The following is a 23270-nucleotide window of genomic DNA, read 5'->3' as shown; positions in this document are numbered from 1 at the left end:
CTTCGACATAAACACTCCTTTTGCCCATTATGGGCTTCTTTGAAGTGTCCGTGGAAGTGGGGTAGAACCCGTACAACATGTTCCCCGATTTGACGGATGTCACTCAACCGGAGCTGCACTAATTCCGAGGGCCTTGCTCCTGTGTATAAGGCGAGCAGGGGGAGCCACCACTGGCCTGCTGTCGTATCCCTCTTGTTTGCGTATGCGGACTCTGGCTGGTAAAGCTCACTACTGAAGATGAGATTCAGGTCGTCGGCGGTGTAGATCGTGTACGACTGGCTTTCGTGCGGAACACTGACGGTCGTGAAGGGGTTGTGCTCAATCTCCCGGCAGGCTGTGAGCCAGCCGAACATCGCCTTCAGGCTAGTAAGGTGTTCCAGCACCGTTCTGCCTGAGAGACGTTCCTCAGCCGGAATGTCCATTGCTAAGAGGGTGCTGACGGAAAATCCCCGGTAATGTCGGCTTTTGTTCCTGTTCTTTGGGAGTGTCAACAAGTCATCGCGAAAGCGGCAGGCGTCCTTGTGTGTGTATGAGTCCACCGCCTTGTCCCCTGCTATATCCGTAAACGCCCGGACGTGCTGCCTGTAATTCTCCTCAGTGTTCTGCTTGATTCCACGAGACTTCACCCGGTCTTCAATGAAAGGTTCCAGCATCGAGCTGATTAGCTTTCCTGAGGGCTTGCCTGTGGGTGGAGCGATGGGTTCTTTGGTGCCCACATGCTCTACAGGCTTTCCCTGAAGTAATCGGAGGTAGTAGCGCCGCAGTTCTGCGGTTGCCAAGGCCCACTCCCGGCAAGCTCGATGAAACCCTGCGTCACTGGTGGCCGCTGCCCTGTCCATACCAAACAACTTGGCGACTTGCGGGGCTATCTCTCGGTAATCGGCATGGCCTGCGGCGTAGTCGTATGCCGCAATGTCCTCAAGAAGAACACCTTGGTAAGCTTCCTGCATCGCGGGGGTGCGCCGCTTTGATATGGCCTCATCCTCGATAGCCTCTCGGGCTTCCTCGGCATAGGTGCGGATGGTGTCCTTAATCTGGCTTTCTGTGAGCGCCACGGCCCCCCCTGCTAAATCGCTAAGTAGTGCCTCTATTTGGCATAGGAGGCCCCGCGCCAGTCTCTTGGCTGTCCGTCGTTCATTGGTGGCGAGAGTGTACCGGAGTTCCCGAGTGCTCAGCAGGTGGGCATAGGATTTCGGGAGGACATACCGGAAGTAATACCCTGAGGCACGGCGTAGGATGTAATTTGGCACAGGCATTTGTCCCAATTTGGGCCAATATGCGACTGTCTGTGCGTCAACCCCCGTGACTACGGGGCTGGGAGAGTGTTTGGTGCCCAGGAGAGGACTTGAACCTCCACGCCCTTTCGAGCACTAGCACCTGAAGCTAGCGTGTCTACCAATTTCACCACCTGGGCCTGCGGGTCAAGCGTCGCCTGACCCGAGGGCGCGCACTTTACTTTTCCCGGGCAGCTTTGTCAATCCTCGCGTATACTGTCGGCCAGTAAAATTCGTCACAGGCAAAACAGACAAGGAAATCCCTCACAATATGACCAAAAAAGGCAAGATTGCCGATCCCCACGCTGAGCGCGAAGCTGCGCGCTATGACAATCCCATCCCCAGTCGCGAGGCGATTCTCGAGCTGCTGACGGAGGCGGACAAGCCCCTCAGCCACGCCCAGATCGCCAAGCAGCTCCTGCTCGAGGACGAAGACTCGGTAGAGGCCCTGCGCAAACGCCTGCGGGCGATGGAGCGCGATGGCCAGTTGATGGTCAACCGCCGCGGCGCCTACGGCCTGGTGGACAAGATGAACCTGATTCGCTGCCGGGTGCAGGGCCACCGCGACGGCTACGGCTTCGCCATCCCCCTGGAGCAGGGTGATGACCTCTACCTGAGCTCGCGCCAGATGCAGTTCGTCTTCGATGGCGACGAGGTGCTGGTCGCCGTCATCGGCCTGGACCGGCGCGGGCGCCCGGAGGGCCGGGTGGTTGAAGTCCTGCATCGCGGCACCAGCCGTATCGTCGGCCGCTATGAAGAGGAGAGCGGCATCGGCTTCGTGGTGCCGGACAACAGCCGCGTCAACCACCGCATCCTGATTCCGCCGAAACTCAAGGGCGGCGCCAAGTCCGGCCAGATTGTCACCGCCGAGATCACCGACTACCCCACCCGCAATCTCGGCGCCAAGGGCAGCATCGTCGAGGTGCTGGGCGACCACCTGGACCCGGGCCTGGAAATCGACGTGGCGATCCGCTCCCACAACATTCCCCACGAGTGGCCGGAAGAGGTGCTGCGGGAGGCGGGTTCCCTGGAGGCGGAGCCGCGCGAGGAAGACAAACAGCATCGCGCGGACCTGCGCAAACAGACCTTTGTCACCATCGACGGCGAGGACGCCCGCGATTTCGACGATGCGTTGTACTGCGAAAAGCGCCTGCGCGGCTGGCGCCTGTGGGTGGCGATTGCCGACGTCTCGCACTATGTGCAACCGGGTTCAGCCCTGGACGAGGAAGCCGCCGTACGCGGCAACTCGGTGTACTTCCCGGAACAGGTTGTGCCCATGCTGCCCGAGGCTCTGTCCAACGGCTTGTGCTCGCTGAAGCCCGAGGTCGATCGCCTGGCCATGGTCTGTGAGATGGAGCTCAGCGGCTCCGGCAAGCTGACCGGTTTCCGCTTCTTCGAGGCAATAATCAACTCCCATGCCCGTCTTACCTACACCCAGGTCGGCGAGGCGCTGGAGCAGGGCAGCCATCCGGAGATCAGCAAGAGTCTGATCAAGGACCTGAAGCGGCTGCAGTCCCTGTACAAGGTGCTGCGCAGCGCCCGGGGTGACCGCGGCGCGATCGATTTCGAGACTACCGAAACCCGTATCCTGTTCAACGAGCAGCGCAAGATCGACGCCATCGTGCCGGTGGTGCGCAATGACGCCCACAAGATTGTCGAAGAGTGCATGCTCTGCGCCAACGTGGCGGCCGCGCGCTTCTATGAGGCGCACGAGCTGCCGGTGCTGTACCGGGTGCACGAGGGCCCCACCCCCGAGAAGCTGGAGAGCCTGCGCGCCTTCCTCGGTGAGCTGGGTCTGGACCTGCGCGGCGGCGAAAAGCCGACCCCGGCCCACTACGGCAGGCTGCTGGATGAGGTGCAGTCCCGCGACGACGCCAATGTCATCCAGACCATGCTGCTGCGCTCCCTGCGTCAGGCGGTATACCAGCCGGAAAACGAGGGCCACTTCGGCCTCCACTATCCGGCCTATGCCCATTTCACCTCGCCGATCCGGCGCTATGCGGACCTGCTGGTGCACCGGGGCATCCGCCACATCATTCGCTCCAAGGTGCGCACCAAGACCGTGGTGCGCCAGCGCGGTGCGCCGCTGCTGCCGAAGGAGGATATTTTCCCCTATGACGAGCGCGACATGGTGGCGTACGGCATGCACTGTTCGATGTCCGAACGCCGGGCGGATGATGCCACCCGGGACGTGGAATCCTGGCTCAAGTGCGAGTTCCTGCAGGACCATGTGGGCGACGAGTACGACGGCATCATTGCCGCGGTCACCAGCTTTGGCCTGTTTGTGGAGCTGCAGCCCATCTATATAGAGGGGCTGGTGCATATCAGCGCCCTGCCGGGTGACTACTACAGCTTCGACGCCTCGCACCAGCGGCTGGTCGGCGAGCGCAGTGGCCGCAGCTACAAGCTCGGTGGCCGGGTGCGGGTGCAGGTCGCCCGGGTGGACCTGGACGATAAGAAAGTCGACCTGGAAATGGTCGACTCGGGGCCACCTGCGAAGGGGGCCTCCAAAAAGCCGCGCAAGCCGGCCCGGAAGAAGCAGGCTTCAGGCCAGTCCGGGCAGGGGAAAAAGTCTGATCCGCCGGCGAAGAAGTCCGGTGCACCGAAGAAGAAGGCCCCCGCGGCGAACAAGCCCGCTGCCGATTCGGAGCAGCCCGCTGCAGCCGGCAAGTCCCGCCGTCGCCGTCGCCGCTAGGCCCGCGTCTTGCAGTATATCTACGGCATCCACGCGGTAGACGGCCTGCTGCGGCGCAATCCCGCGGCGGTGCGGCAGCTGGCCCTGCAGCAGGGGCGGGCGGACAAGCGTATTGCCGGCCTCGAGGCCCTGGCCCGCAACCAGGGCATAGCGGTGGTGCGCGAGCCGCGCAAGGTGCTGGATGAGCTGGTCCAGGGTCGTCACCAGGGCGCCGTCGCCACCGTCGCCGAGTCTCCCGCTGCAGGCCCCTCCGCCATGGGCGGCAACCTGCTGGATGAGGCCGACCTGTTGCGGCTGGTAGATGACAGCTCCGGGCCCGTGCTCCTGCTGGTGCTGGACGGCATCACCGATCCCCACAACCTCGGCGCCTGCCTGCGCAGTGCCGATGCCGCGGGGGTGCAGGCGGTTATCGTGCCGAAAGACAAATCCGCGGACCTCGGGCCCACCGTCAGCAAGGTCGCCTGCGGTGCCGCCGAAGTTGTCCCCTTTGCCCGGGTCACCAATATCGCCCGCACCCTGGAGGCGCTGAAGGCCCGCGGGGTGTGGATCTACGGCACTGCCGGCGAGGCGCAGGCCACGGTCTACGAGAGTGACCTCAGGGGCTCGGTGGCCCTGGTGATGGGGGCCGAGGGCGCCGGCCTGAGGCGCCTGACCCGGGACCTCTGCGACCACCTGGTCAAGCTGCCCATGGCGGGTTCGGTCAGCAGCCTGAACGTCTCCGTGGCGACCGGCATCTGCCTGTTCGAAGCGGTGCGCCAGCGCCGGCAGGCGTGACCCTGGCGGTCGCGGGTCGGGCCGCGCAGGTCGTCGCGCAGGTCGCGCAGGTCGCGCAGGTCGTCGCGCAGGTCGCGCAGGTCGCGCAGGTCGCGCAGGTCGCGTCATGGTGCTTGCGGTGAACCGGCAAACTCTATAGAATCCGCGGCCTGAATTTTGCCCGGCTGTTCCGGTAGCCGATCCTCCTTGCTACACCACGTTGATGGGTAGCATTAACCCGTAAGGAGCCACGATGCGTCATTACGAAGTTGTATTTATGGTCCACCCGGACCAGTCCGAACAGGTGCCCGGCATGATCGAGCGCTACTCCAATACCATCCAGAAAGACGGCGGTTCCGTGCACCGTCTGGAAGACTGGGGGCGCCGCCAGCTGGCCTACCCCATCAACAAGATTCACAAGGCGCACTATATCCTGATGAATGTTGAAGCTTCCAACGAAGCGATGGAAGAACTGACCACCACTTTCCGTTACAACGACGCCGTGCTGCGCAACCTGGTAATTCGCCGCGATGAAGCCGTTACTGATGAGTCATTCATCATGAAGGCCGAGAAGGAAAGCCGCGAGCGCAAGACCCGCTACGAGGAGCGTCAGTCGGCAGAAGCCGAGCGCACGCCCCGCGAAACCAGCAGCAACGACGACGCAGGCGATGACGAGGCCGGCGAATAAGCCGCTCGCAGCCAGTAACGATTATCAAGGTTTATAAGGAGTAGCAAATGGCACGTTTTTTCCGTCGCCGCAAGTTCTGTCGCTTCACTGCCGAAGGCACGAAGGAAATCGACTACAAGGATCTGGAAACGCTGAAGGCGTATATTTCAGAAACCGGCAAGATCGTACCCAGCCGGATCACCGGCACCAAGGCCAGGTACCAGCGCCAGCTGGGCACCGCAGTCAAGCGCGCGCGCTTCCTGGCCCTGCTGCCGTACTCGGATTCGCATCAGTAAGTATTCCCGGTCTTGGGCCGCAGCCGCTGGTTGTGACCCGACCCTGGGAGGTTCGCGTTGAAAGGACTGGCCAAGTTCGTCATGCGCGGCCGCCTGCAGGCGCTGGTGGTGGCCGTTGCCGGTGCTGGCAGCCTGTTGTTTTGCTGGATCAGTGCGGCTGCCATCGCCCTGGTAACCCTGCGCCGCGGTGCAGGGCAGGGTGCATGGTTGTTGCTCTGGGCAGTGCTGCCGGCCGGGGCCCTGATGTTGGCCTTTGGCGACAGCGGGCCCCTGGCGCTGCTGCTGGGGACCGGCACTCTGGCGCTGGTGCTCAGGCTCACTGTGAGCCTGCCGCTGGCGCTGTTGGCCAGTGTGCCTGTCGGTCTGGTGACCGGGTGGGCGGTGGCCGCGTTCGGCGGCCCGGTGCTGGAGCAGATGCTGGTGTTTTTCGACCAGTTTCTGGGCAACCTGGAGCAGCAGATGGCTGCCGAGGGCGCGGCGGCGGTGGAGTTGGCGCGGCCGACGGCACTGCAGGTCGCCGGCATGCTGGGCGCCGCCAATGCGGTATTCAGCGTGCTCTGCCTGTTGCTGGCGCGCTGGTGGCAGGCCGCCCTGTACAACCCGGGCGGGTTTGGCAGCGAGTTTCGCGCCCTGTATTACCCGCCCGCTGTCAGCACCCTGCTGCTGGTGGCGGCGCTGGGTTTGGCCAGCCTCGGGCTGGAATACCGGTCCTGGGCCTCGATTTGCGTGGTGCCCTTGACCGCTGCCGGCCTCGCACTACTGCATGCGCGTGTTGCACTGCGCGGGCGGGGTTCGGGTTTGCTGGCGGGTTTTTATGTCGCCTGGGTCCTGTTTGACCTGGTGAAGATTATGGTGGTGATCGCGGCCGTGGCCGACAGCTGGCTGGGCTTTCGCCAGCGCTGGCCGGCCAGTGCCGGGACCGATGTGTCCCGGCGCGACGACAGCGAAGACCGCGATTAACGGTTTAAATAAAGCGGGAGGCGACTCCCCTGAAAGAGGAAATCGAGATGGAAGTCATACTGCTGGAAAACATCGGCAACCTGGGTAGCCTGGGTGACAAGGTGGACGTGAAAGCCGGCTATGGCCGTAACTTCCTCATCCCCCAGGGCAAGGCTGTGCCCGCAACCAAGGACGCTGTTGCCCAGTTTGAAACTCGCCGTGCCGAGCTGGAAGCTGCTGCCGCTGAGACCCTGGCGGCCGCCGAGAAGCGCGCGGAAGCCCTGAATGCGCTGGCGCCCATCTCCATCGGCGCCAATGCCGGGGAAGAGGGCAAATTGTTCGGTTCAGTGGGTACCCGCGACATCGCCGAGGCCCTGGCCGCGGCCGGTTGCGAAGTGGACAAGTCTGAAGTGCGCCTCCCCGAAGGCCCCCTGCGCGAGCTGGGCGAATTCGAAGTGGACATCCAGGTGCACGGCGATGTGACCGCCATGGTCGTCATCTCAGTCATCGCCGAGTAAATACCCTGCCCGGGCTACGGCCCGGGCGTCTCCCCGCTCCATAGCGTGCGCCAGATTGAATAAATCTGGCGTGCCCTTTTCCATGCCCGGCAAAATCCGCTAACCTGTCCGGCCGCGACCGTCACAGCAGACCTGCATGCCTGATACCGACTACCCCGACGTTATTTCCGAGCCCCCCTACAGCAGCGGGCGCGGTGGCAGTGACCGGGATATTGCCCGCATCAAGATGCAGCCACACTCGATCGAGGCCGAACAGTCGGTGCTCGGCGGCCTGTTGCTGTCCGCGGACGGCTGGGATGCGGTGGCGGAGGCGGTCACTGCGGTGGATTTCTACCGGCCCGATCACCGCCTGATTTTTAGGCAGATTGCGAAACTCGCCGAGGCCGCGCAGCCCGTCGATGTGATTACCGTGGCCGACCGCCTGACCGCCAATGGCGAGCTGGACGCAGCCGGCGGCCTGGGCTATCTGGCGGAGCTTGCCAGCAATACTCCCAGCGCCTCCAACATCCGCGCCTACGCCCAGGTGGTCAGCGAGCGCGCCAGCCTGCGCAAGCTGATCGAGGCGGCGCAGGCCATTGCCGAGAGCGGCTTCAGCCCCGAGGGGCGCACCTCGGACGAGTTGATCGATGAGGCCGAGCGCCTGATCATGCAGATCTCCGAGCAGGGACCCAAGGCCGGCGGCCCGCGGGAAGTGAATCCGCTGCTGCAGTCAGCCCTGAACCGGATCGAGGAGCTGTTCCACTCGGGCGGCGATATCACCGGCCTCGACTCCGGCTTTCTCGACCTCAACCGCATGACTTCCGGCCTGCAGCCCTCGGACCTGGTGATCATCGCCGGCCGGCCCTCAATGGGGAAGACCAGCTTTGCCATGAACCTGGTGGAGAATGCCGTGCTGGGCCAGGACAAGCCGGTCCTGGTGTTCAGCATGGAGATGCCCGCGGAGCAGCTCATCATCCGGATGCTGTCCTCCGTCGGGCGCATCGACCAGACCCGGATCCGCAACGGCAAGCTGGAGCAGGAGGACTGGCCCAAACTCAGCACCGCGGTCTCCAAACTCAAGGACCGGCCCCTGTTCATCGACGACACTCCGGCCCTGACCCCGACCGAAGTGCGCAGCCGCGCCCGCCGCGTCACCCGCGAGCACGGCCAGATCGGCATGATCATGGTCGACTATATCCAGCTGATGCAGATCGCCGGTTCCTCCGAGGGGCGTACCGCCGAGATCTCCGAGATTTCCCGCAGCCTCAAGGCCATCGCCAAGGAGTTCCAGTGCCCGATGGTGGCCCTGTCCCAGCTCAACCGCTCACTCGAGCAGCGCCCGAACAAACGCCCGGTGAACTCCGACCTGCGCGAATCCGGCGCCATTGAGCAGGACGCCGACGTGATCATGTTCATCTACCGGGACGAGGTGTACAACGAGGATTCGCCGGACAAGGGGACGGCGGAGATCATTCTCGGCAAGCAGCGGAATGGGCCGATCGGGAGTTGTCGGCTGGCGTTTATCGGGCAGTTCACACGCTTCGAGAACCTCGCTCGCGGGAATTACGACGACTGACTACCCCCGTTTTGTCCGCAGTCCCGATGTCTGGCTACTGGCGCGGGTGTCCGCGGCCCCGGTGCCTGGCTATTGGCGCCAAGGTCCGCGGCCCCGCTGTCTGGCGGTTGCCGGCCGGGACACGCTGTTAATACTTCCCTGTAAGCTCTTCGACGGCATCCATGCCGTCGACGGTCCCGCCCGGCAACCCCCAGACATCGTGTCCCCGACTAAGGGCAGTGAAGTCAGGCTTTCGGTGCCGCCCGTTCGATGGTATTTCGCTGCTGTAGGGGGCACCCGCTGAGCGGTGGGGCGGGAGNCCCAGACATCGTGTCCCCGACTAAGGGCAGTGAAGTCAGGCTTTCGGTGCCGCCCGTTCGATGGTATTTCGCTGCTGTAGGGGGCACCCGCTGAGCGGTGGGGCGGGAGTGCCGGGCAGGACCGTTGAGCGCATGGATGCGCGATACGAGCCTACATGGATGTATTCACGGCGAGTCCTGCCCGGCACTCCCGGCCTACCGCGCTCCCGGAACGAAGCGCAATAGTCAGGCTTGAGGTGTCGCCCGCTCAATAATAGAGGCGCAGTCGATGCCCCGGGGGAGCGCCCCGCAGTTGTGGTGGCCGGCTGCTTCGAGTCGCGACGCGCAGTAGGCGTCGGCAACTTCGCTGGGAGAGTGCTGCAGGAGCAGAGCAGCCTGCAGGGAGGTCGCCAGGCGGTCGACTACGCTGCGGGCGCGGTATTCCATGTCTGTGGGGTCGTTGAGCTCGTGGGCCAGGGTGTCCAGCTGGCGGTCCAGGGCGGTATTGGCGCCGCGGGCCTTGCCGGTCTCGTTGAAGAAGGCTTCGACTACCTGCGGTGACTTTTGCAGGGCCCGCAGGACGTCCAGGCACTGGACGTTGCCGCTGCCTTCCCAGATGGCGTTGACCGGGGCTTCGCGGTACAGGCGCGGCATGATGCTGTCTTCCATCAGGCCGCTGCCGCCGATGCACTCCATGGCTTCGTAGGCGTGGTTGGGGGTGCGTTTGCAGATCCAGTACTTGCCGACGGCGACGCCGAGGCGCATCAGCAGGGCTTCCTGCTCGTCCTCGGGGTTGTCCAGCGCCCGGGCCATGCGCATGCCGGTGACCAGGGCGGCTTCGCTCTCGATGGCGAGGTCGGCGAGCACGTTCTGCATCAGCGGCTGCCGGTTCAGCACCGCGCCGAAGGCTTCGCGGATGCTGCAGTGGTGCAGGGCCTGGGACACGGCCATGCGCATGCCGGCGGCGGAGCCGATCATGCAGTCGAAGCGGGTCAGGCTGACCATCTCGACGATGGTGCGCACGCCGCGGCCCTCTTCCCCCAGCAGCCAGCCCATTGCGCCGCGCAGTTCGATCTCGCTGGAGGCATTGGAGGCGTTGCTCAGTTTCTTCTTCAGGCGCAGTACCTGCAGCGGGTTCTTGCTGCCATCGGGGCGCCAGCGCGGCACCAGGAAGCAGCCCGGCCCGGCCTCGGTCTGGGCCAGCACCAGGAAGGCGTCGCACATGGGGGCCGAGAGAAAGAATTTGTGTCCCACCAGTTCATACAGCTCGCCGGGCCCGCGCTGGCCCACGGGGTAGGCCCGGGTGCTGTTGCTGCGCACGTCGGAGCCGCCCTGTTTTTCGGTCATGCCCATGCCGATGGTGACGCTGCCCTTGTCCCGGTCCGGCACATTGCGCGGGTCGTACTCACGTGCGGTGATTTTCGGCTCCCAGAGCGCGGCGATGGCCGGGGTGCTGCGAATCGAGGGTATGCAGGCAAAGGTCATGGTAATGGGGCAGCCGTGGCCGGCTTCCACCTGGCCGTGCAGATAGCTGTGGGCGGCCCGGGCCACGTGGGCACCCGGGCGCGGGTCGGTCCAGGGGGAGGAGTGCAGGCCGTGGCTGAGCGCCGTGTCCATCAGGCTGTGGTAGGCCGGATGGTAGCTGACCAGGTCCACCCGGTTGCCGAAACGGTCGTGGGTGTCGAACTCGGGGGGGTAGCGGTTGGCGGCAAAGCCCAGCTGGAGGTAGTCGGCGGCGCCGACCTTGCTGCCGAAGGCTTGCAGATCCGCCTCGGCCCAGGCCGCGCCCTCGCGCTGTACCGCGTCGCGCAGGGCGCGATCCTCCGCGTAGAGGTTGTAGTCCGCCAGCTCGCGGGAAACATTTTCGACCGCGTGGGTCTCGGCCAGGAAGCGCGTGTGCTGGTCTTCGTGGGAGGGTGCGTTCATGGGCGATAACTCCATGTGTTACAGGTCGGCAGCTTCCCGCAGTTTTTTCAGCTCGGCAAGCTGCTCTTCCGCGCTCAGGGGCTCGGAGTGGTGCTGTTCCAGCGCGGGTTCTTCGGGGATTGCCAGGGTCTCCCCGCGCAGTACCCGGGTGCACCAGGTCTGGTAGTGCTGGCGAAACACCGGCCAGGTCAGGCGCTCCGGGTTGTTGGCGAGAAAGTACCAGTCGCTGTCGCGCCCTGCCAGATACACCGCCGGGTGGCTCCAGTCCTGGGCCGAGCGCGGGCTGCGGGCGCCGCAGGCTTCGCGGTAGGCATCGTAGGGCGCGGGCAGCCCCAGCCCGGCGATACCCTCGCGGCAGCATTCCAGCATACGGTGCAGGGTTGGTAAATACTCACTGTTCTCGATTGCGTGGCGGGCTCCGCGCAGAATCTGCTCTACCGGGTATTCGCCCAGGGATTCCAGCCACAGCTTCTTGATCTGCTTGAGCTGTTCGGCGTCCGGGTAGGCGGCGTAGTACTGGTTGTGGTAGTTCAGCCGGAACAGGGCAAAGACCTGGTTGATGGCCTCGACATGGGCCTCCGTGGTCTGGCGGCGCTCCTTAGTCTGCCCAGGAGGTGTCGCTGAGGTCGTCGGCGAGGCTGCGATCCCGCGTGCGACCCGTTCGATGAGATCCTTGTCCTTGCTCATGGCTCTGCCCTGCCTGTTCGATGCGGTGCTGTTTGGCCCAGTGGAACTTCACATGCTGCAGGAACTTGCTGTTCCAGGAGGTTTGCGCCTGGTTGCTGTCGCGCCAGTAAATGATGAATTCCGGCAGCAGGGCCCGGGCGAAGTCCTCGTCAATGTGGGACAGGCGCAGGATATCAAAGACATCGGCGTCCGGCTGCCAGTCCTCGGCGATTCGCCGGGGCTCGGTGCTGTGGGTCATGCTGGAAGTGTACTTGGCCCACTGGATGCGAATGTGCTGGATGAACTTCGAGTTCAGCTCCTTGGGCGCCGTGCCCCGCTCGCGCCAGTAGAGGATGAATTCCGGGATCGCCTCGTCGATGAATTCCCGCTCCACACCGCTGCGCAGCATGATCTCCAGCGCATCCGGGCTGGGGCGCCAGTGGTTGTCCAGCTCGGGAGTGTGGTCGATGCGGAAGGCCTCCGCTTCCAGCTGCTGCTGCCGGCGCCAGCTGCTGATCACGTGCTGGCGGTACTTGTTCTCCCAGGCGTGGCTGGGCTCGCCGCGCTCGCGCCAGTAAAAGATGAAATCCTCCAGCTGGTCGAGGGCGAACTGCCGCGGTATGTTGTGGTTCAGCGCCAATAGCTGCAGCATGTCCTCGCTGGGGGACCAGTTGGGCGGCAACGGGCCGGCGCCGCGCCGCGGCGCGGCGGGGGGCGGGTCCAGGGGGTGGCGCGGCGGCTGCGGCTTGCGCAGGGGCTCGTTCAAGGCAAATACCAGCTCCCCGTGGCTGTGCAGCGGCGGCGACTGCACCAGGATCACGCCCTTGTCGGCCAGGCTGCGGCTGATGCGGTGCAGGTCGGCGGGCGCCCAGAACGGCAGCTGACGCAGCAGGAGTTCGCGCTCGACCGTGAGCCAGGCAAAGCCATCGCTGTGCCGGGGCTGGCGGTGCGCAAACAGGGCGCCGAGCTGTTGCAGCAGGATGGCCTCCTCCAGCCCTATCGTCGCCGCCAGCCCGGGTGAAAACACCAGCGGCTGTTCGGGAACGATGGAGGCATTTGTCATGGGCAATCCGGCAGTGTTGGGCAAGCGCACTCAGGCGGCCGCAGAATGTGTCGATATTCATGAGGCAGGGTACTAGGATACCCAGCTCACCCGGCAACCGATAGCCGGGCACAGGTTTTTTTCCCCCGATCACAGGAGCAGGACAGGGCATGGCCAGAAGCAAAACCGCATTCGTGTGCAACGACTGTGGCTCGGATTACGCCAAATGGCAGGGCCAGTGCAACGACTGCGGTGCCTGGAACACCCTGTCGGAGGTGCGCCTGGGCCCGGCCACGGCCGGTGCCCGCAGCAGCGCAACGGCTCGCGCCGGTGGCAGCCGCGGCGGCTACACCGGCACCCTGGCGGAGGCCAGGCTGCTGGGCGAGATCGACCTCGAGGATCTGCCGCGCTTCTCCAGCGGCGCCGAAGAATTCGACCGGGTGCTGGGCGGAGGCCTGGTGCCGGGCTCGACCATTCTCGTGGGGGGCAATCCCGGCGCCGGCAAGAGCACCCTGCTGCTGCAGACCATGTGCCACCTGGCTGCGGGCATGGAAGCGCTGTACATCACCGGCGAGGAATCCCTGCAGCAGGTGGCGATGCGCGCCCGGCGCCTGGGGCTGGCCACGGACAAGCTGCGCCTGATGGCGGAGACCAATGTTGAAGCTGTCATCGCCGCGGCGGAAAAGTACCGGCCGCGGGTGCTGGTGGTGGACTCCATCCAGGTGGTGCACTCGGACGACCTCAACTCGGCGCCCGGCAGTGTCTCCCAGGTGCGGGAGTGCGCCGCCTTCCTGACCCGCTTTGCCAAACAGACCGGCACGGTCGTATTCCTGGTCGGCCACGTCACCAAGGACGGCTCCCTCGCGGGCCCCAAGGTGCTGGAGCACATGATCGACTGCTCCATCCTGCTCGAGGGCGACCACGACTCCCGCTTCCGCACCCTGCGGGGGCAGAAAAATCGCTTCGGCGCGGTCAACGAACTGGGCGTTTTTGCCATGACCGAACAGGGCATGCGTGAGGTGAGGAACCCCTCTGCCATCTTCCTCGACCGCAGCAGCGAACCCGCCTCCGGCAGCGCGGTGATGGTGGTCTGGGAGGGTACCCGGCCGCTGCTGGTGGAAATCCAGGCGCTGGTGGACGAAAGCGCGCTGGGCAATCCGCGCCGGGTAGCGGTGGGCCTGGAACAGAACCGGCTCGCCATGCTGCTGGCGGTGCTGCACCGCCACGGCGGCCTGCAGGTCGGTGACCAGGACGTCTTCGCCAACGTGGTGGGCGGGGTCAAGGTGCTGGAGACCAGCGCAGACCTGGCCCTGCTGTTGGCCATCGTCTCCAGCTTCCGCGACCGGCAGCTGCCCCGGGACATGGTGATCTTTGGTGAAGTGGGGCTGTCGGGGGAAATCCGGCCGGTACCCAGCGGTCAGGAGCGGCTGGCGGAAGCCGCCAAGCACGGTTTCCGGCGCGCCATTGTGCCCCGGGCCAATGCGCCGCGCGGTGCAATCAAGGGCATGCAGGTACTCGCCGTATCCAGGCTTGCGGAAGCACTGGCCGCGGTGGAGTAAGCCCCGCTGTTGCGACCCGGTTCACAAGAAAAACTTGGGCAATCCGGGGTTCGGCGTCTATAGTAAGAGCAGCGGACTCTATGAGGTTCGCAGGTGTTAATAATAAATAAGGGAAGGGTCTGCTCTTGGGGGAGAGATATCACATTGCCGTTGTGGGCGCGGGTCCCGCGGGTCTGAGTGCCGCGGGCAGGGCGGCGGAGTACGATCGTGAAGCCGGTGCCACCAGCCCCAGCTACGTCCTGCTGGAAGGCTTTTCAATTTTTGCCAAGACCATCCAGAAGTACCAGAAGGGCAAGCACGTCATGGACGAGCCCGGGTTCCTCGCCCTGCGCAGCCCGGTGCCCTTTGTCGCCGGCAGGCGGGAAGAGATCCTCGGCGCCTGGCAGGACAGTATCGATAGCGGCCTGAATGTCCGCTACGACAGCGATGTAACCGGCATCAGCGGCAGCCGCGGCCAGTTTGTGCTCCAGCTGCAATCCGGGGATGAAATTGAAGCCGAGCATGTGGTGCTGTCCATCGGTACCCAGGGCAACCCCCGCAGCCTGGGAGTGAAGAATGACGCCGAATCGGACTTCGTCCGCTATACCCTCGACGATCCCGAGGACTTCAAGAAAGAGACCATTGCCGTGGTGGGCGCCGGTGACGCCGCCATCGAAAACGCCATCGCCCTGTCCGACTACAACAACGTCTATATCATCAACCGGCGCAATGAATTCAGCCGCGCCAAGGACGGCAACCTGAATGCCGTGCTGGCGGCGATCAACGACAAGAGCAGGCCTTTCCACTGCCGCTACGAAGCCGGCGTAGCCGGTGTCGAACTGCCCGCCAGCCCCGGCGAGATGGGCGCCATTGTGCTCAATACGCCTGCGGGCGAAGAGCGCCTGGCCTGCCATCGCATTATTGCCCGTCTCGGCACCATCCCCCCGCGCAGCTTCGTCGAGTCCTGCGGCATCGAGATCAGCAGTCCCAGCGCCGATGCGGTGCCGGACGTGGACCGCCACTACCAGAGCAACGTGCCCGGCCTCTACGTCATCGGCGCCCTGGGTGGGTACCCGCTGATCAAGCAGGCCATGAACCAGGGCTACGACGTCATCGAGTTCATCCACGGCAAGAACACCAAGCCCGCCGACTACCCGCTGCTGCAGGACCAGTTCTCGGGCCTGCCCTATGTGATGGACGCGGAGGATGTTCTGGAGCTGTACCAGCAGCGCATTCCGATGTTCCGGCGGATGAACCCGCTGGCCTTCCGCGAGCTGATTATCGAGAGCCGGATCCTGGTCAGCCTGCCGCCGGCTGATCTCGCCCACACGGAACAGAAGGGCGAGCGCTCCACCGTATTCATTCCGGCGGGGGAGCCGGTCTATCGCAACGGCGAATTCAGCACCACGTTCTACACCCTGGTGGAAGGGGAAGTGAAGCTGCAGCTGGAGCAGGACGGGCCCTGGCACACGCTCAAGCCGGGCCAGTTCTTCGGCGAAATGAGCCTGATCTCGGGTCGCCCGCGGCAGGGCGACGCGGTGGTCAGCGAGGACGCGATCCTGATCGAGACGCCGCGCCGGATCATGGTCAAGCTGATGAACTCCAACGACGAGGTGCGCAAGGGCATCGATCGCATCTTCATCGTGCGCGCGCTGCAGGCCGCGTTCCGCCCCGACCTGCCGCTGGCGGAGCTGTCCGCGGTGGCGGGCCAGGTGGAGACCTGCCGCTTCAATGCCGGCCAGGCCCTGTTTTCCGAGGGCGAGGAAGGCGATTGCCTGCACCTGATCCGCAGCGGCACCGTGGTGCTTTCCCGGGGCAGCGCCAACATGGTGGTGGCCCAGCACCACTCCGGCGACCTCGTGGGGCAGATGGCGCTGATGGGCGCACCTCTGCGGCGGGACACCGCCGTCGCCGCCGTGCGCACCGAGACCATCAAGGTCAAACGCGCGGAATTCCTGACCCTGGTCAACAGCCAGCCGGAGCACGTCGCCACTCTGCAGGGGCGCTTGAGCTCGCTGCTGGAAAAGACCAACGCCATGGCGTCCCAGCCCGAGGCGGCCCGCTCCATCGGTTTCCTCATGGAGCAGGGCCTGGGGGAAGCCACCAACGCCCTGGTCATCGACGAATCCCTCTGCGTGGGCTGCGACAACTGCGAGCGCGCCTGTGCCGAAACCCACGGCGGATTGACCCGGCTGAACCGCGCCGCTGGCCCGTCCTTCGCCAACCTGCATGTGCCCATTTCCTGTCGCCACTGCGAGTTGCCGCACTGCATGAAGGATTGCCCGCCGGATGCGATCCGCCGCTCTGCCGACGGCGAGGTGTTTATCACCGATAGCTGCATCGGCTGCGGCAACTGCGAAACCAACTGCCCGTACAACGCCATCAAGCTGAGCTATGCCGCGCCGCCCAAGCCGGGGCTGCTGTCCTGGCTGCTGTTCGGGCGCGGCTCGGGCCCGGGCCAGCCGCAAAGCTTTACCCCGGCCGCGGCCGACAAGGAACGCGGCAAGAAAGCGGTGAAATGTGACGCCTGCATGGGCCAGGCCGGCGGCCCGGCCTGCGTGCGAGCCTGCCCCACCGGCGCTGCCATGCGCCTGTCCCCGGAGCAGTTCGTCGCCCTGGTCGAGGCACGCTGAGAATGCGCGAGAGCCTGCTTGGCTGGCAACAGTACCGCTACCTGAAATGGGGGCTGGTGCTGTTGCTGCTGAGTGTCGCCCTGTATGTGACCCAGGGCGGCAGCAACGCCGCGCAACCGCCCAACGGCGGCACCTGGCAGGGGTATGTCCTGGGTACCCTGGGCGCTCTGCTCATCGTCTGGCTGAGCCTGCTGGGCGTGCGCAAGCGCAGCTACAAATCCACCGCCGGCACGGTCCAGGGCTGGGCCTCGGCGCATGTGTATCTGGGCACCGTCCTGCTGGTGGTGGCGACGCTGCACTGTGCGCTGCAGTTCGGCTTCAACGTGCACACCCTGGCCTACGTCCTGATGTGCCTGGTTGTGGTCTCCGGTTTCTATGGCCTCTACGCCTATATGCACCTCCCCGGCCGCCTGGCCTCCATCCAGTCCGGCAGCGGCGAGGACGGGCGTCTGGACGAGCTGGCCAGGATCGATGCCCGCGTCCGCGATACCTCCGAGCGCTGCGATGCGAACCTGCAGTCGCTGATGATCAGCGCCCTGGAGCTGACCCGCGTTGGCGGCTCGGCCTGGCAGCAACTGCTGGCCCGGGACCGGTCGCGGGTCATGGTCCCGGGCAGCGACACCCAGAAGGCCCAGGCCGTGGCCAATGTGGAGCAGGAGGTGGTTGTCAGCCATCTGGCCGGGCGCATCCCCGACGCCCGCAAACAATCCGAGGCGGAGGTGCTCAACGAGCTGCTGGGCCTGTTTGGTCGCCGCCAGGTGCTGTTGCACCAGCTGCGGCGCGAGGTCCAACTGCGAGGCCTGATGAAGATCTGGCTGTATTTCCATATTCCCCTGACGATGGGCCTGCTGGTGGCACTGGTGGTCCACATCCTCACAGTCTTCATCTACTGGTAGCCCGATGTATTTTCTGGTTCGCAAACTGACCGGTCGCGCTAGCGGCGAAGCGCTGGAAACCGAATACCAGGGCGACAAGCTCACCCTGGGTGGGGAGCCCGGCGCCATGGTGCCCCTGCCGGGCGTCGGCGGCGATGTCACCATTCAGGCCAGCGGTGATGGCGGCGGGCGTATTACCGCCCGGCGCCCGGTGATCACGGTTGACGGCGTTGCCAGCAGCAAGGCGACGCTGGCGGTGGGCGACAGCTTCGAGTTGCCAGGCTACGCACTGGAGGTCATCGCTGCGCCCCAGGGCTTTGATTTTGCCCTGCAGTTGCAGACCCGGGGCAAACCCGCCAGCAGCTTTGCCGGCGATGTCAGTCTGGAGCGCCACGCCTGGAGTATCCGCAGGACCAGCTGGTTGCTGGCGCTGGCGGTGCTCCTGCTGGGGCTGGTGGTGCCCGCGGCCGGGCTCTGGCGCAGCGACGTCGCCGACACCCTGCGCAGCACGCCGCTGCCGGACGACAACCTCTGGTCCAGTGGGCCACTGGTAGCGGCCCACCAGGCTTCCGGCATCGCCCAGGAGTGCGAGGCCTGCCACCAGAAACCCTTCGTGATGGTGCAGGACGGCGCCTGCCTCGACTGCCACCGCGGCATGAGCGAGCACGTCGACATCGCGGTCCACGACGCCCATGCCTTTACCGGCGTGCGCTGTGCCTCCTGCCACCGCGAGCACAATGAGCCGGCCATGGTTTCCCGCCGCGACAAGGGCCTGTGCGTGGACTGCCACGCCGGCCCCGGTGACTGGGAAGTGGCGGGCAAGGCACCCATGGACGCGGTGACCGGCTTTACCGCCGCCGGTCACCCGACCTTCCGTCTGGCCCTGCTGGAACCGCAGGGTATCGGCGCCGCCCACGGCTGGGAGGTGCGCCGGGAGCGTCCGGGCGCCGAACCGCTGCAGGAAGCGTCCAATCTCAAGTTTACCCACGAAGTGCACCTGGACCCGGCCAAGGTGCAGCACGAGGGCACCGGAGCAGCGCTGGAATGTGCCAGCTGCCACACCCTGAAGGATGACGGCGAGCACTTTGAACCGATCACCATGGACGCCCACTGCCGCAGTTGTCACGGCCTGAGCTTCGATATTTTCGAGCCCGAGCTGGAGCTGCCCCACGGCGACCTGCGGGCGGCGATCGTCGCCATGGAGGCGCACTTCATCCGCGAATTCACCGACCCGGAACTGCGCCGCCAGCGCGCGGCGGAGAAACCGCGGCGGGTGCCCGGCAAGCGTGACTCCGCCGCCAGCTGCGAGGGCAGCGGCCTCGAATGCGGTCGCGCCGAGGCGCTCAAGGAAGCGGAGTACCAGTTTGCCAACACCGGCTGCATCACCTGCCACGAAGTGCTGGAGACGGGGCTCGCTGACATCAATGACCGCTGGTTTGTACAGCCTATCCGCCTGACCGGCGACTGGTATCCCCAGGCCCGGTTTGATCACCACAGCCACCAGAGCCAGGCAGCGGACAACCCGGACCAGGTCTGTGAGACCTGTCACGAAGCCTCAACGTCGAATGCGGCGGAGGATATTCTCATGCCCAACCAGGACAACTGTCTTGCCTGTCACGCCGACGACCAGGGCGCGGCGACTCTGGATTGTGTGAGCTGCCACGCCTTCCATCCGGACGGGGGCACCCTGTCCCGGCTGGCGCGCGATAGCGCACTACTGCAGGGGGGAGCGCCATGATGCGGCAGCTGATCTGTATTTTTGGTATCGCCGCGGTTGCGGCCTGCGGCGGCGGTGGCGGCGGTGGCAGCACCGAGGGCAGTTCACCGGATCGCGCGCCGGACGATGCGCCCTGCGAGGGCCAGTGCGCCAGCGCCAGCAGCTTTCTCGCGGCGGACGAGGTGCGCCGGGTGCTGGCCCAGGGCGTGCACCAGGCCGAGGCCCTGGGGGCCGCCGCCACCATCGCGGTGGTCGACCGCGTGGGCAACGTGCTGGCGGTATACCGGATGGCGGGTGTCGGCGCCGCCAATGACGTGCAGCTGGCGACCGACTTCCCGGTGCAGGTCAGCGCCGGCCTTGAGGGGGTAATTCTGCCGGTGGCGGTGGGTGGAGATGCGCTGGCAGCGATTGCCAAGGCGATCACCGGCGCCTATCTGTCCAGCGAAGGCAACGCCTTTACTACCCGCACCGCGAACCAGATCGTGCAGGAGCACTTCAACCCCGGCGAGCGCAACCAGCCGGGGGGGCCGCTGTTTGGCGTGCAGTTCAGCCAGCTGGCCTGCTCCGACTTTACCCTCGGCGGCGTCGCCACCGGCGTCGGCCCGCGCCGCTCGCCCCTGGGCCTGGCGGCGGATCCCGGCGGCTTCCCCCTGTACAAGGGCGGCACGCCAGTGGGCGGGGTCGGGGTGATCGCCGACGGCCGCTACAGCATCGACAAGAGCCTGCTGGACAGCGATGTGGACGTCGACGAGCAGATCGCGCTGGCCGCCAGCTTCGGCTTTATCGCACCGCCGGATCGCCGGGCCGAGCGCATTACCGTGGAGGGCAAGGTATTCCGCTTCAGTGATGTGGACCTGGCAGACCTGCCGGCGGATCCGGCCCAGGCTCCCGGCTTTGCCAGCCTGGTGGCGGCGGGTGAGTTGCTGGCGGTGCGTGGCTACAGCAGTGGCGAGGTCCGCCGCGGCACCGCCTTTGGCCAGCCCGGGTCCGGCGTGCGCCCGGCCACCGATTTCCCCGGTCTGGACGCCTTCGTGTTTGTCGACGGCGGCAACAACAACCGCTTCCCGCCCCGGGCCGGCACCGATGGCGCTGCACTCGGCGAGGGGGCTTTCAGCGCAGCGGAAGTGCGGCAGCTGCTGACCAGCGCGATTGGCGTCGCCAACCGCGCCCGCGCCCAGATCCGCCGGCCGGTGGGGACCCCGGCGCGGGTCACCGTGTCCGTGGTCGACAGCCGCGGCGTCATCCTCGGCATACTGCGCACCCGCGATGCCCCCGTATTCGGCGCCGACGTGTCCCTGCAGAAGGCCCGCACCGCAGTGCTGTTCTCGTCCCGGGATGCGGCGGATTTCCTCCGCGGCATCACCACCCAGACCCAGTACCGGAACCCGGACCTGAGCCCCGCGGCCACGGTGAATATCGGCGACTATGTGGATGCCGCCCAGCTGTTTATCGGCCCCCAGGCGCTCACCGACGGCACCGCCTTTGCCGACCGCTCCGGCGGCAACCTGTCGCGGCCGTTCTACCCGGACGGCATCATCGGCAATCCCCACGGCCCCTTCAGCAAGCCCTACGACAGCGAGTGGAGCGTGTTCTCCACCGGGCTGCAGCTGGACCTGTCCTTCAACAGTATTGTCGACCACATTGCCTTTGTCGCGGGCCTGAGCGACACCGACGTCGGCGCCAACTGCGCCCAGTCGGCCCAGCCGCGGATAGCCAACGGCATCCAGATATTTCCCGGCAGCGTGCCGGTGTACCGCGGCGACACGCTCATCGGCGGCATCGGCGTGTCCGGTGACGGCATCGAACAGGACGACATGATCTCCTTCCTCGGCGTGCACGAGGCCGGGGAGGCCCTCGGCGGCAGCATCAACAACGCACCGCCGGAGATTCGCGCCGACCAGCTGACGCCCGGGGGGGGGCGCCTGCGCTATATCCAGTGCCCGCAGACGCCGTTCATCAACAGCGACGCACAGCAAGTGTGTGCAGGGAAGTGAGCGCTATGGCCAAGCATCCATCACTGACTGTGCCCGCTACGGCGGGCTGCTCCGCCCTGGGCCTGGTGCTGTTGCTGGGAGTCACGGTGTCTCCCGGAGTCGCCTGGGCCCAGGCGCCCGAGCCCGACCTGGTCTACTGTGACGACCTGGATCCGCGCGACCGCGGCCGCAGCACCCGGCGCCGCGCCGGTGGCTCCAACCGTGACTGTACCTACCGGGAAGTGACCGTCGACGAGGAGACCGGTGAGGTGCTGCGCGAAGTGCCGGTGGCAGCGGCCCCGCGCACGGTACTGCCGCGCCGCTACTCCTCCATTCCGCGGCCCACCGCCGAGCAGTATGTGGAGCTGGTGCCCATTCCCGACCGCTGGCGCATCGTCGACAGCCTCGGCTACGAAGACAAGTGGTGGGACCCCTACAACCAGAATACGATCAAGGGCGACAAGCCCATCCACGATGACTGGTTTTTCAACGTTACCGCCATTTCCGACTCGGTGCTGGAACTGCGCCAGGTGCCGACCCCGGTCGGTGGCCAGGGCACCGGTGGCCCGGGGTCTCTGGATGTGCTGGGAGCCACCGATCAGTATCTGTTCAACCAGAACCTGGCGGTGGAGCTGGTCTACTACAAGGGCGATACCGTGTTCCGCCCGCCGGACTGGGAATACCGCTTTACCCCGGTGTTCAACTACAACTACACCGAGCTCGATGAAATCCTGGGTGTAAACGCGGACCCCGGCGAAGGTCGCACCCGCAACGACAACCATGTCGGCATCCAGGCCGCGTTTGTCGACAAACACCTGCGGGACGTGTCGGACCGCTACGACTTCGACTCGATACGGGTCGGGATCCAGCCCTTCTCCAGCGACTTCCGCGGCTTCCTGTTCCAGGACGCGCCCTTCGGCGTGCGCCTGTTCGGCACCCGCGACAACAACCAGTTCCAGTACAACCTGGCCTGGTTCCGGCGCATGGAGAAGGATACCAACAGCGGCCTCAACGACGTCAGCGAGAGCCTGCGCGACGACGACGTGTTCGTTGCCAACGTGTACTGGCAGGACTTCCCGAAACTGGGTTTCTTCTCCCAGGCCAGCCTGATCTACAACCGCAACCGTGAAGACGAGGTGTTCTACGACACCAATGAGTTTATCCAGCGTCCGGCCTCGATCGGTGAGGAGCGGCTGCGGGAATACGATGTGTACTACCTGGGCTATAACGGCGACGGCCACTTCGGCCGCGTGAACCTGACCACGTCCTTCTATGTCGCCCTGGGCGAGGAGAAGGACGCGGTATTCAGTGGCCGTAAGTCGGATATCGAGGCCTTCTTCATCGCCGCGGAACCGTCCATGGACTTCGACTGGATTCGCGCGCGCCTGTCCTTCCTCTATGGCAGCGGCGACGACGACCCCTTTGACGGCAAGAGCACCGGCTTCGACGCCATCTTCGAGAACCCGCAGTTCGCCGGCGCCGATACCAGCTACTACATTCGCCAGGGTCTGCCGCTGATCGGTGGCGGCCGGGTGGCCCTGTCCCAGCGCAACGGAGTGCTGAACTCCCTGCGCTCCTCCAAGGAACACGGCCAGTCCAACTTCACCAACCCGGGCGTGTTTTTGCTCGGCGGCGGGGTGGACATGGACCTGCTGCCCGAGCTGCGCCTGTCCTTCAACGCCAACTACCTGGCCTTCGCCGAAACCGAAGTGCTGGAACTGGCGCGGCAGCAGCCCAATGTCGACAACGAAATTGGCATCGATCTCTCCGCGGCGGTGATCTGGCGTCCGTTCATGAGCCAGAACGTGGTGGTGCGCCTGTCCTATGCCCAGCTGCTGTCCGGCGAAGGCTACCAGGACCTGTTTGGCGATGAAGACCCGTACTCCCTTTTGTGCAACGTAATACTGACATTCTGAGTGGCCGTT

18 protein-coding genes, 1 tRNA gene and 1 pseudogene are annotated in these 23270 nt (G+C 65.4%); 14 read left to right on the top strand and 6 right to left on the bottom strand.

The genetic code is table 11. The features are described from left to right. The 3 genes and pseudogenes from Q6D67_RS17650 to Q6D67_RS17645 all read right to left on the bottom strand — a co-directional run. Positions 1 to 1055, bottom strand: a 1055-nt coding sequence (locus tag Q6D67_RS17650) for a hypothetical protein (protein WP_304706992.1), incomplete at its 3' end; no start/stop codon positions are given. A 27-nt stretch (positions 1056 to 1082) separates the two neighbouring features. Continuing rightward, positions 1083 to 1256 (bottom strand): annotated as a pseudogene (locus Q6D67_RS21850) (DUF6538 domain-containing protein); the annotation flags it as partial. 71 nt (positions 1257 to 1327) lie between these two features. Continuing rightward, a tRNA-Leu gene (locus Q6D67_RS17645) sits at positions 1328 to 1414 on the bottom strand. 131 nt (positions 1415 to 1545) lie between these two features. Here Q6D67_RS17645 and rnr point away from each other — a divergent pair. The 8 genes from rnr (at position 1546) to dnaB (ending at position 8697) form a co-directional block, all read left to right on the top strand. After that, a complete protein-coding gene (gene rnr / locus Q6D67_RS17640) occupies positions 1546 to 3969 on the top strand; it encodes a ribonuclease R (RefSeq protein WP_304706991.1) in 2424 nt (807 codons plus the stop codon). 9 nt (positions 3970 to 3978) lie between these two features. Beyond that, positions 3979 to 4743: a 23S rRNA (guanosine(2251)-2'-O)-methyltransferase RlmB gene (gene rlmB, locus Q6D67_RS17635; protein ID WP_304706990.1), complete on the top strand. Its 765-nt coding sequence runs from the start codon at positions 3979 to 3981 to the stop codon at positions 4741 to 4743. Beyond that, positions 4740 to 4865, top strand: coding sequence for a hypothetical protein (locus Q6D67_RS17630; protein WP_304706989.1), 126 nt, complete (start codon positions 4740 to 4742; stop codon positions 4863 to 4865). The genes rlmB and Q6D67_RS17630 overlap by 4 nt, the downstream gene beginning before the upstream one ends. Positions 4866 to 4975: 110 nt before the next feature. Beyond that, positions 4976 to 5410: a 30S ribosomal protein S6 gene (rpsF, locus tag Q6D67_RS17625; RefSeq protein WP_304706988.1), complete on the top strand. Its 435-nt coding sequence runs from the start codon at positions 4976 to 4978 to the stop codon at positions 5408 to 5410. Positions 5411 to 5457: 47 nt separating this feature from the next. Next, positions 5458 to 5685 (top strand): 30S ribosomal protein S18, encoded by a 228-nt coding sequence (gene rpsR, locus Q6D67_RS17620; protein ID WP_304706987.1) that lies wholly within the window; start codon positions 5458 to 5460, stop codon positions 5683 to 5685. A gap of 57 nt (positions 5686 to 5742) precedes the next feature. Continuing rightward, a complete protein-coding gene (locus tag Q6D67_RS17615) occupies positions 5743 to 6645 on the top strand; it encodes a hypothetical protein (RefSeq protein WP_304706986.1) in 903 nt (300 codons plus the stop codon). A gap of 47 nt (positions 6646 to 6692) precedes the next feature. Next, complete coding sequence (gene rplI / locus Q6D67_RS17610; RefSeq protein WP_304706985.1) at positions 6693 to 7142, top strand: 50S ribosomal protein L9; 450 nt, start codon at positions 6693 to 6695, stop codon at positions 7140 to 7142. A gap of 136 nt (positions 7143 to 7278) precedes the next feature. Further along, positions 7279 to 8697: a replicative DNA helicase gene (gene dnaB, locus Q6D67_RS17605; RefSeq protein WP_304706984.1), complete on the top strand. Its 1419-nt coding sequence runs from the start codon at positions 7279 to 7281 to the stop codon at positions 8695 to 8697. Between the two features lie 524 nt (positions 8698 to 9221). Here the strand turns inward: dnaB and Q6D67_RS17600 are convergent. The 3 genes from Q6D67_RS17600 to Q6D67_RS17590 are packed head-to-tail and all read right to left on the bottom strand — an operon-like array spanning position 9222 to position 12630. Beyond that, positions 9222 to 10901: an acyl-CoA dehydrogenase family protein gene (locus Q6D67_RS17600; RefSeq protein ID WP_304706983.1), complete on the bottom strand. Its 1680-nt coding sequence runs from the start codon at positions 10899 to 10901 to the stop codon at positions 9222 to 9224. 18 nt (positions 10902 to 10919) lie between these two features. Continuing rightward, positions 10920 to 11588, bottom strand: a complete 669-nt coding sequence (locus tag Q6D67_RS17595) for a replication protein P (protein ID WP_304706982.1) — start codon at positions 11586 to 11588, stop codon at positions 10920 to 10922. Next, entirely contained in the window at positions 11500 to 12630 is a 1131-nt protein-coding gene (locus Q6D67_RS17590; RefSeq protein ID WP_304706981.1) for a DnaT-like ssDNA-binding domain-containing protein, read from the bottom strand. The genes Q6D67_RS17595 and Q6D67_RS17590 overlap by 89 nt, the downstream gene beginning before the upstream one ends. A 149-nt stretch (positions 12631 to 12779) precedes the next feature. On the opposite strand from Q6D67_RS17590, the gene radA reads away from it, so the two are divergent. The 6 genes from radA to Q6D67_RS17560 all read left to right on the top strand — a co-directional run bounded on the left by radA (position 12780) and on the right by Q6D67_RS17560 (position 23261). Continuing rightward, entirely contained in the window at positions 12780 to 14168 is a 1389-nt protein-coding gene (gene radA, locus Q6D67_RS17585; RefSeq protein ID WP_304706980.1) for a DNA repair protein RadA, read from the top strand. A gap of 125 nt (positions 14169 to 14293) precedes the next feature. After that, positions 14294 to 16780 (top strand): cyclic nucleotide-binding domain-containing protein, encoded by a 2487-nt coding sequence (locus Q6D67_RS17580; protein ID WP_304706979.1) that lies wholly within the window; start codon positions 14294 to 14296, stop codon positions 16778 to 16780. Positions 16781 to 16782: 2 nt separating this feature from the next. Further along, positions 16783 to 17676, top strand: a complete 894-nt coding sequence (locus Q6D67_RS17575) for a hypothetical protein (RefSeq protein ID WP_304706978.1) — start codon at positions 16783 to 16785, stop codon at positions 17674 to 17676. A gap of 4 nt (positions 17677 to 17680) precedes the next feature. After that, positions 17681 to 19393, top strand: a complete 1713-nt coding sequence (locus tag Q6D67_RS17570; RefSeq protein ID WP_304706977.1) for a cytochrome c3 family protein — start codon at positions 17681 to 17683, stop codon at positions 19391 to 19393. Beyond that, positions 19390 to 21366, top strand: coding sequence for a heme-binding protein (locus Q6D67_RS17565; protein ID WP_304706976.1), 1977 nt, complete (start codon positions 19390 to 19392; stop codon positions 21364 to 21366). The genes Q6D67_RS17570 and Q6D67_RS17565 overlap by 4 nt, the downstream gene beginning before the upstream one ends. Positions 21367 to 21371: 5 nt before the next feature. Continuing rightward, the gene (locus Q6D67_RS17560) at positions 21372 to 23261 is read left to right on the top strand and encodes a hypothetical protein (RefSeq protein WP_304706975.1); all 1890 of its coding nucleotides are present in this window, start codon (positions 21372 to 21374) and stop codon (positions 23259 to 23261) included. Positions 23262 to 23270 lie beyond the last annotated feature (9 nt).

It is taken from the genome of Haliea sp. E1-2-M8, assembly GCF_030649675.1.
In the GTDB taxonomy this organism is placed as follows: Bacteria; Pseudomonadota; Gammaproteobacteria; order Pseudomonadales; family Halieaceae; genus Haliea.
Note: the sequence above shows the minus strand (reverse complement) of the source record. Positions and strands in the feature narration are given on the sequence as shown.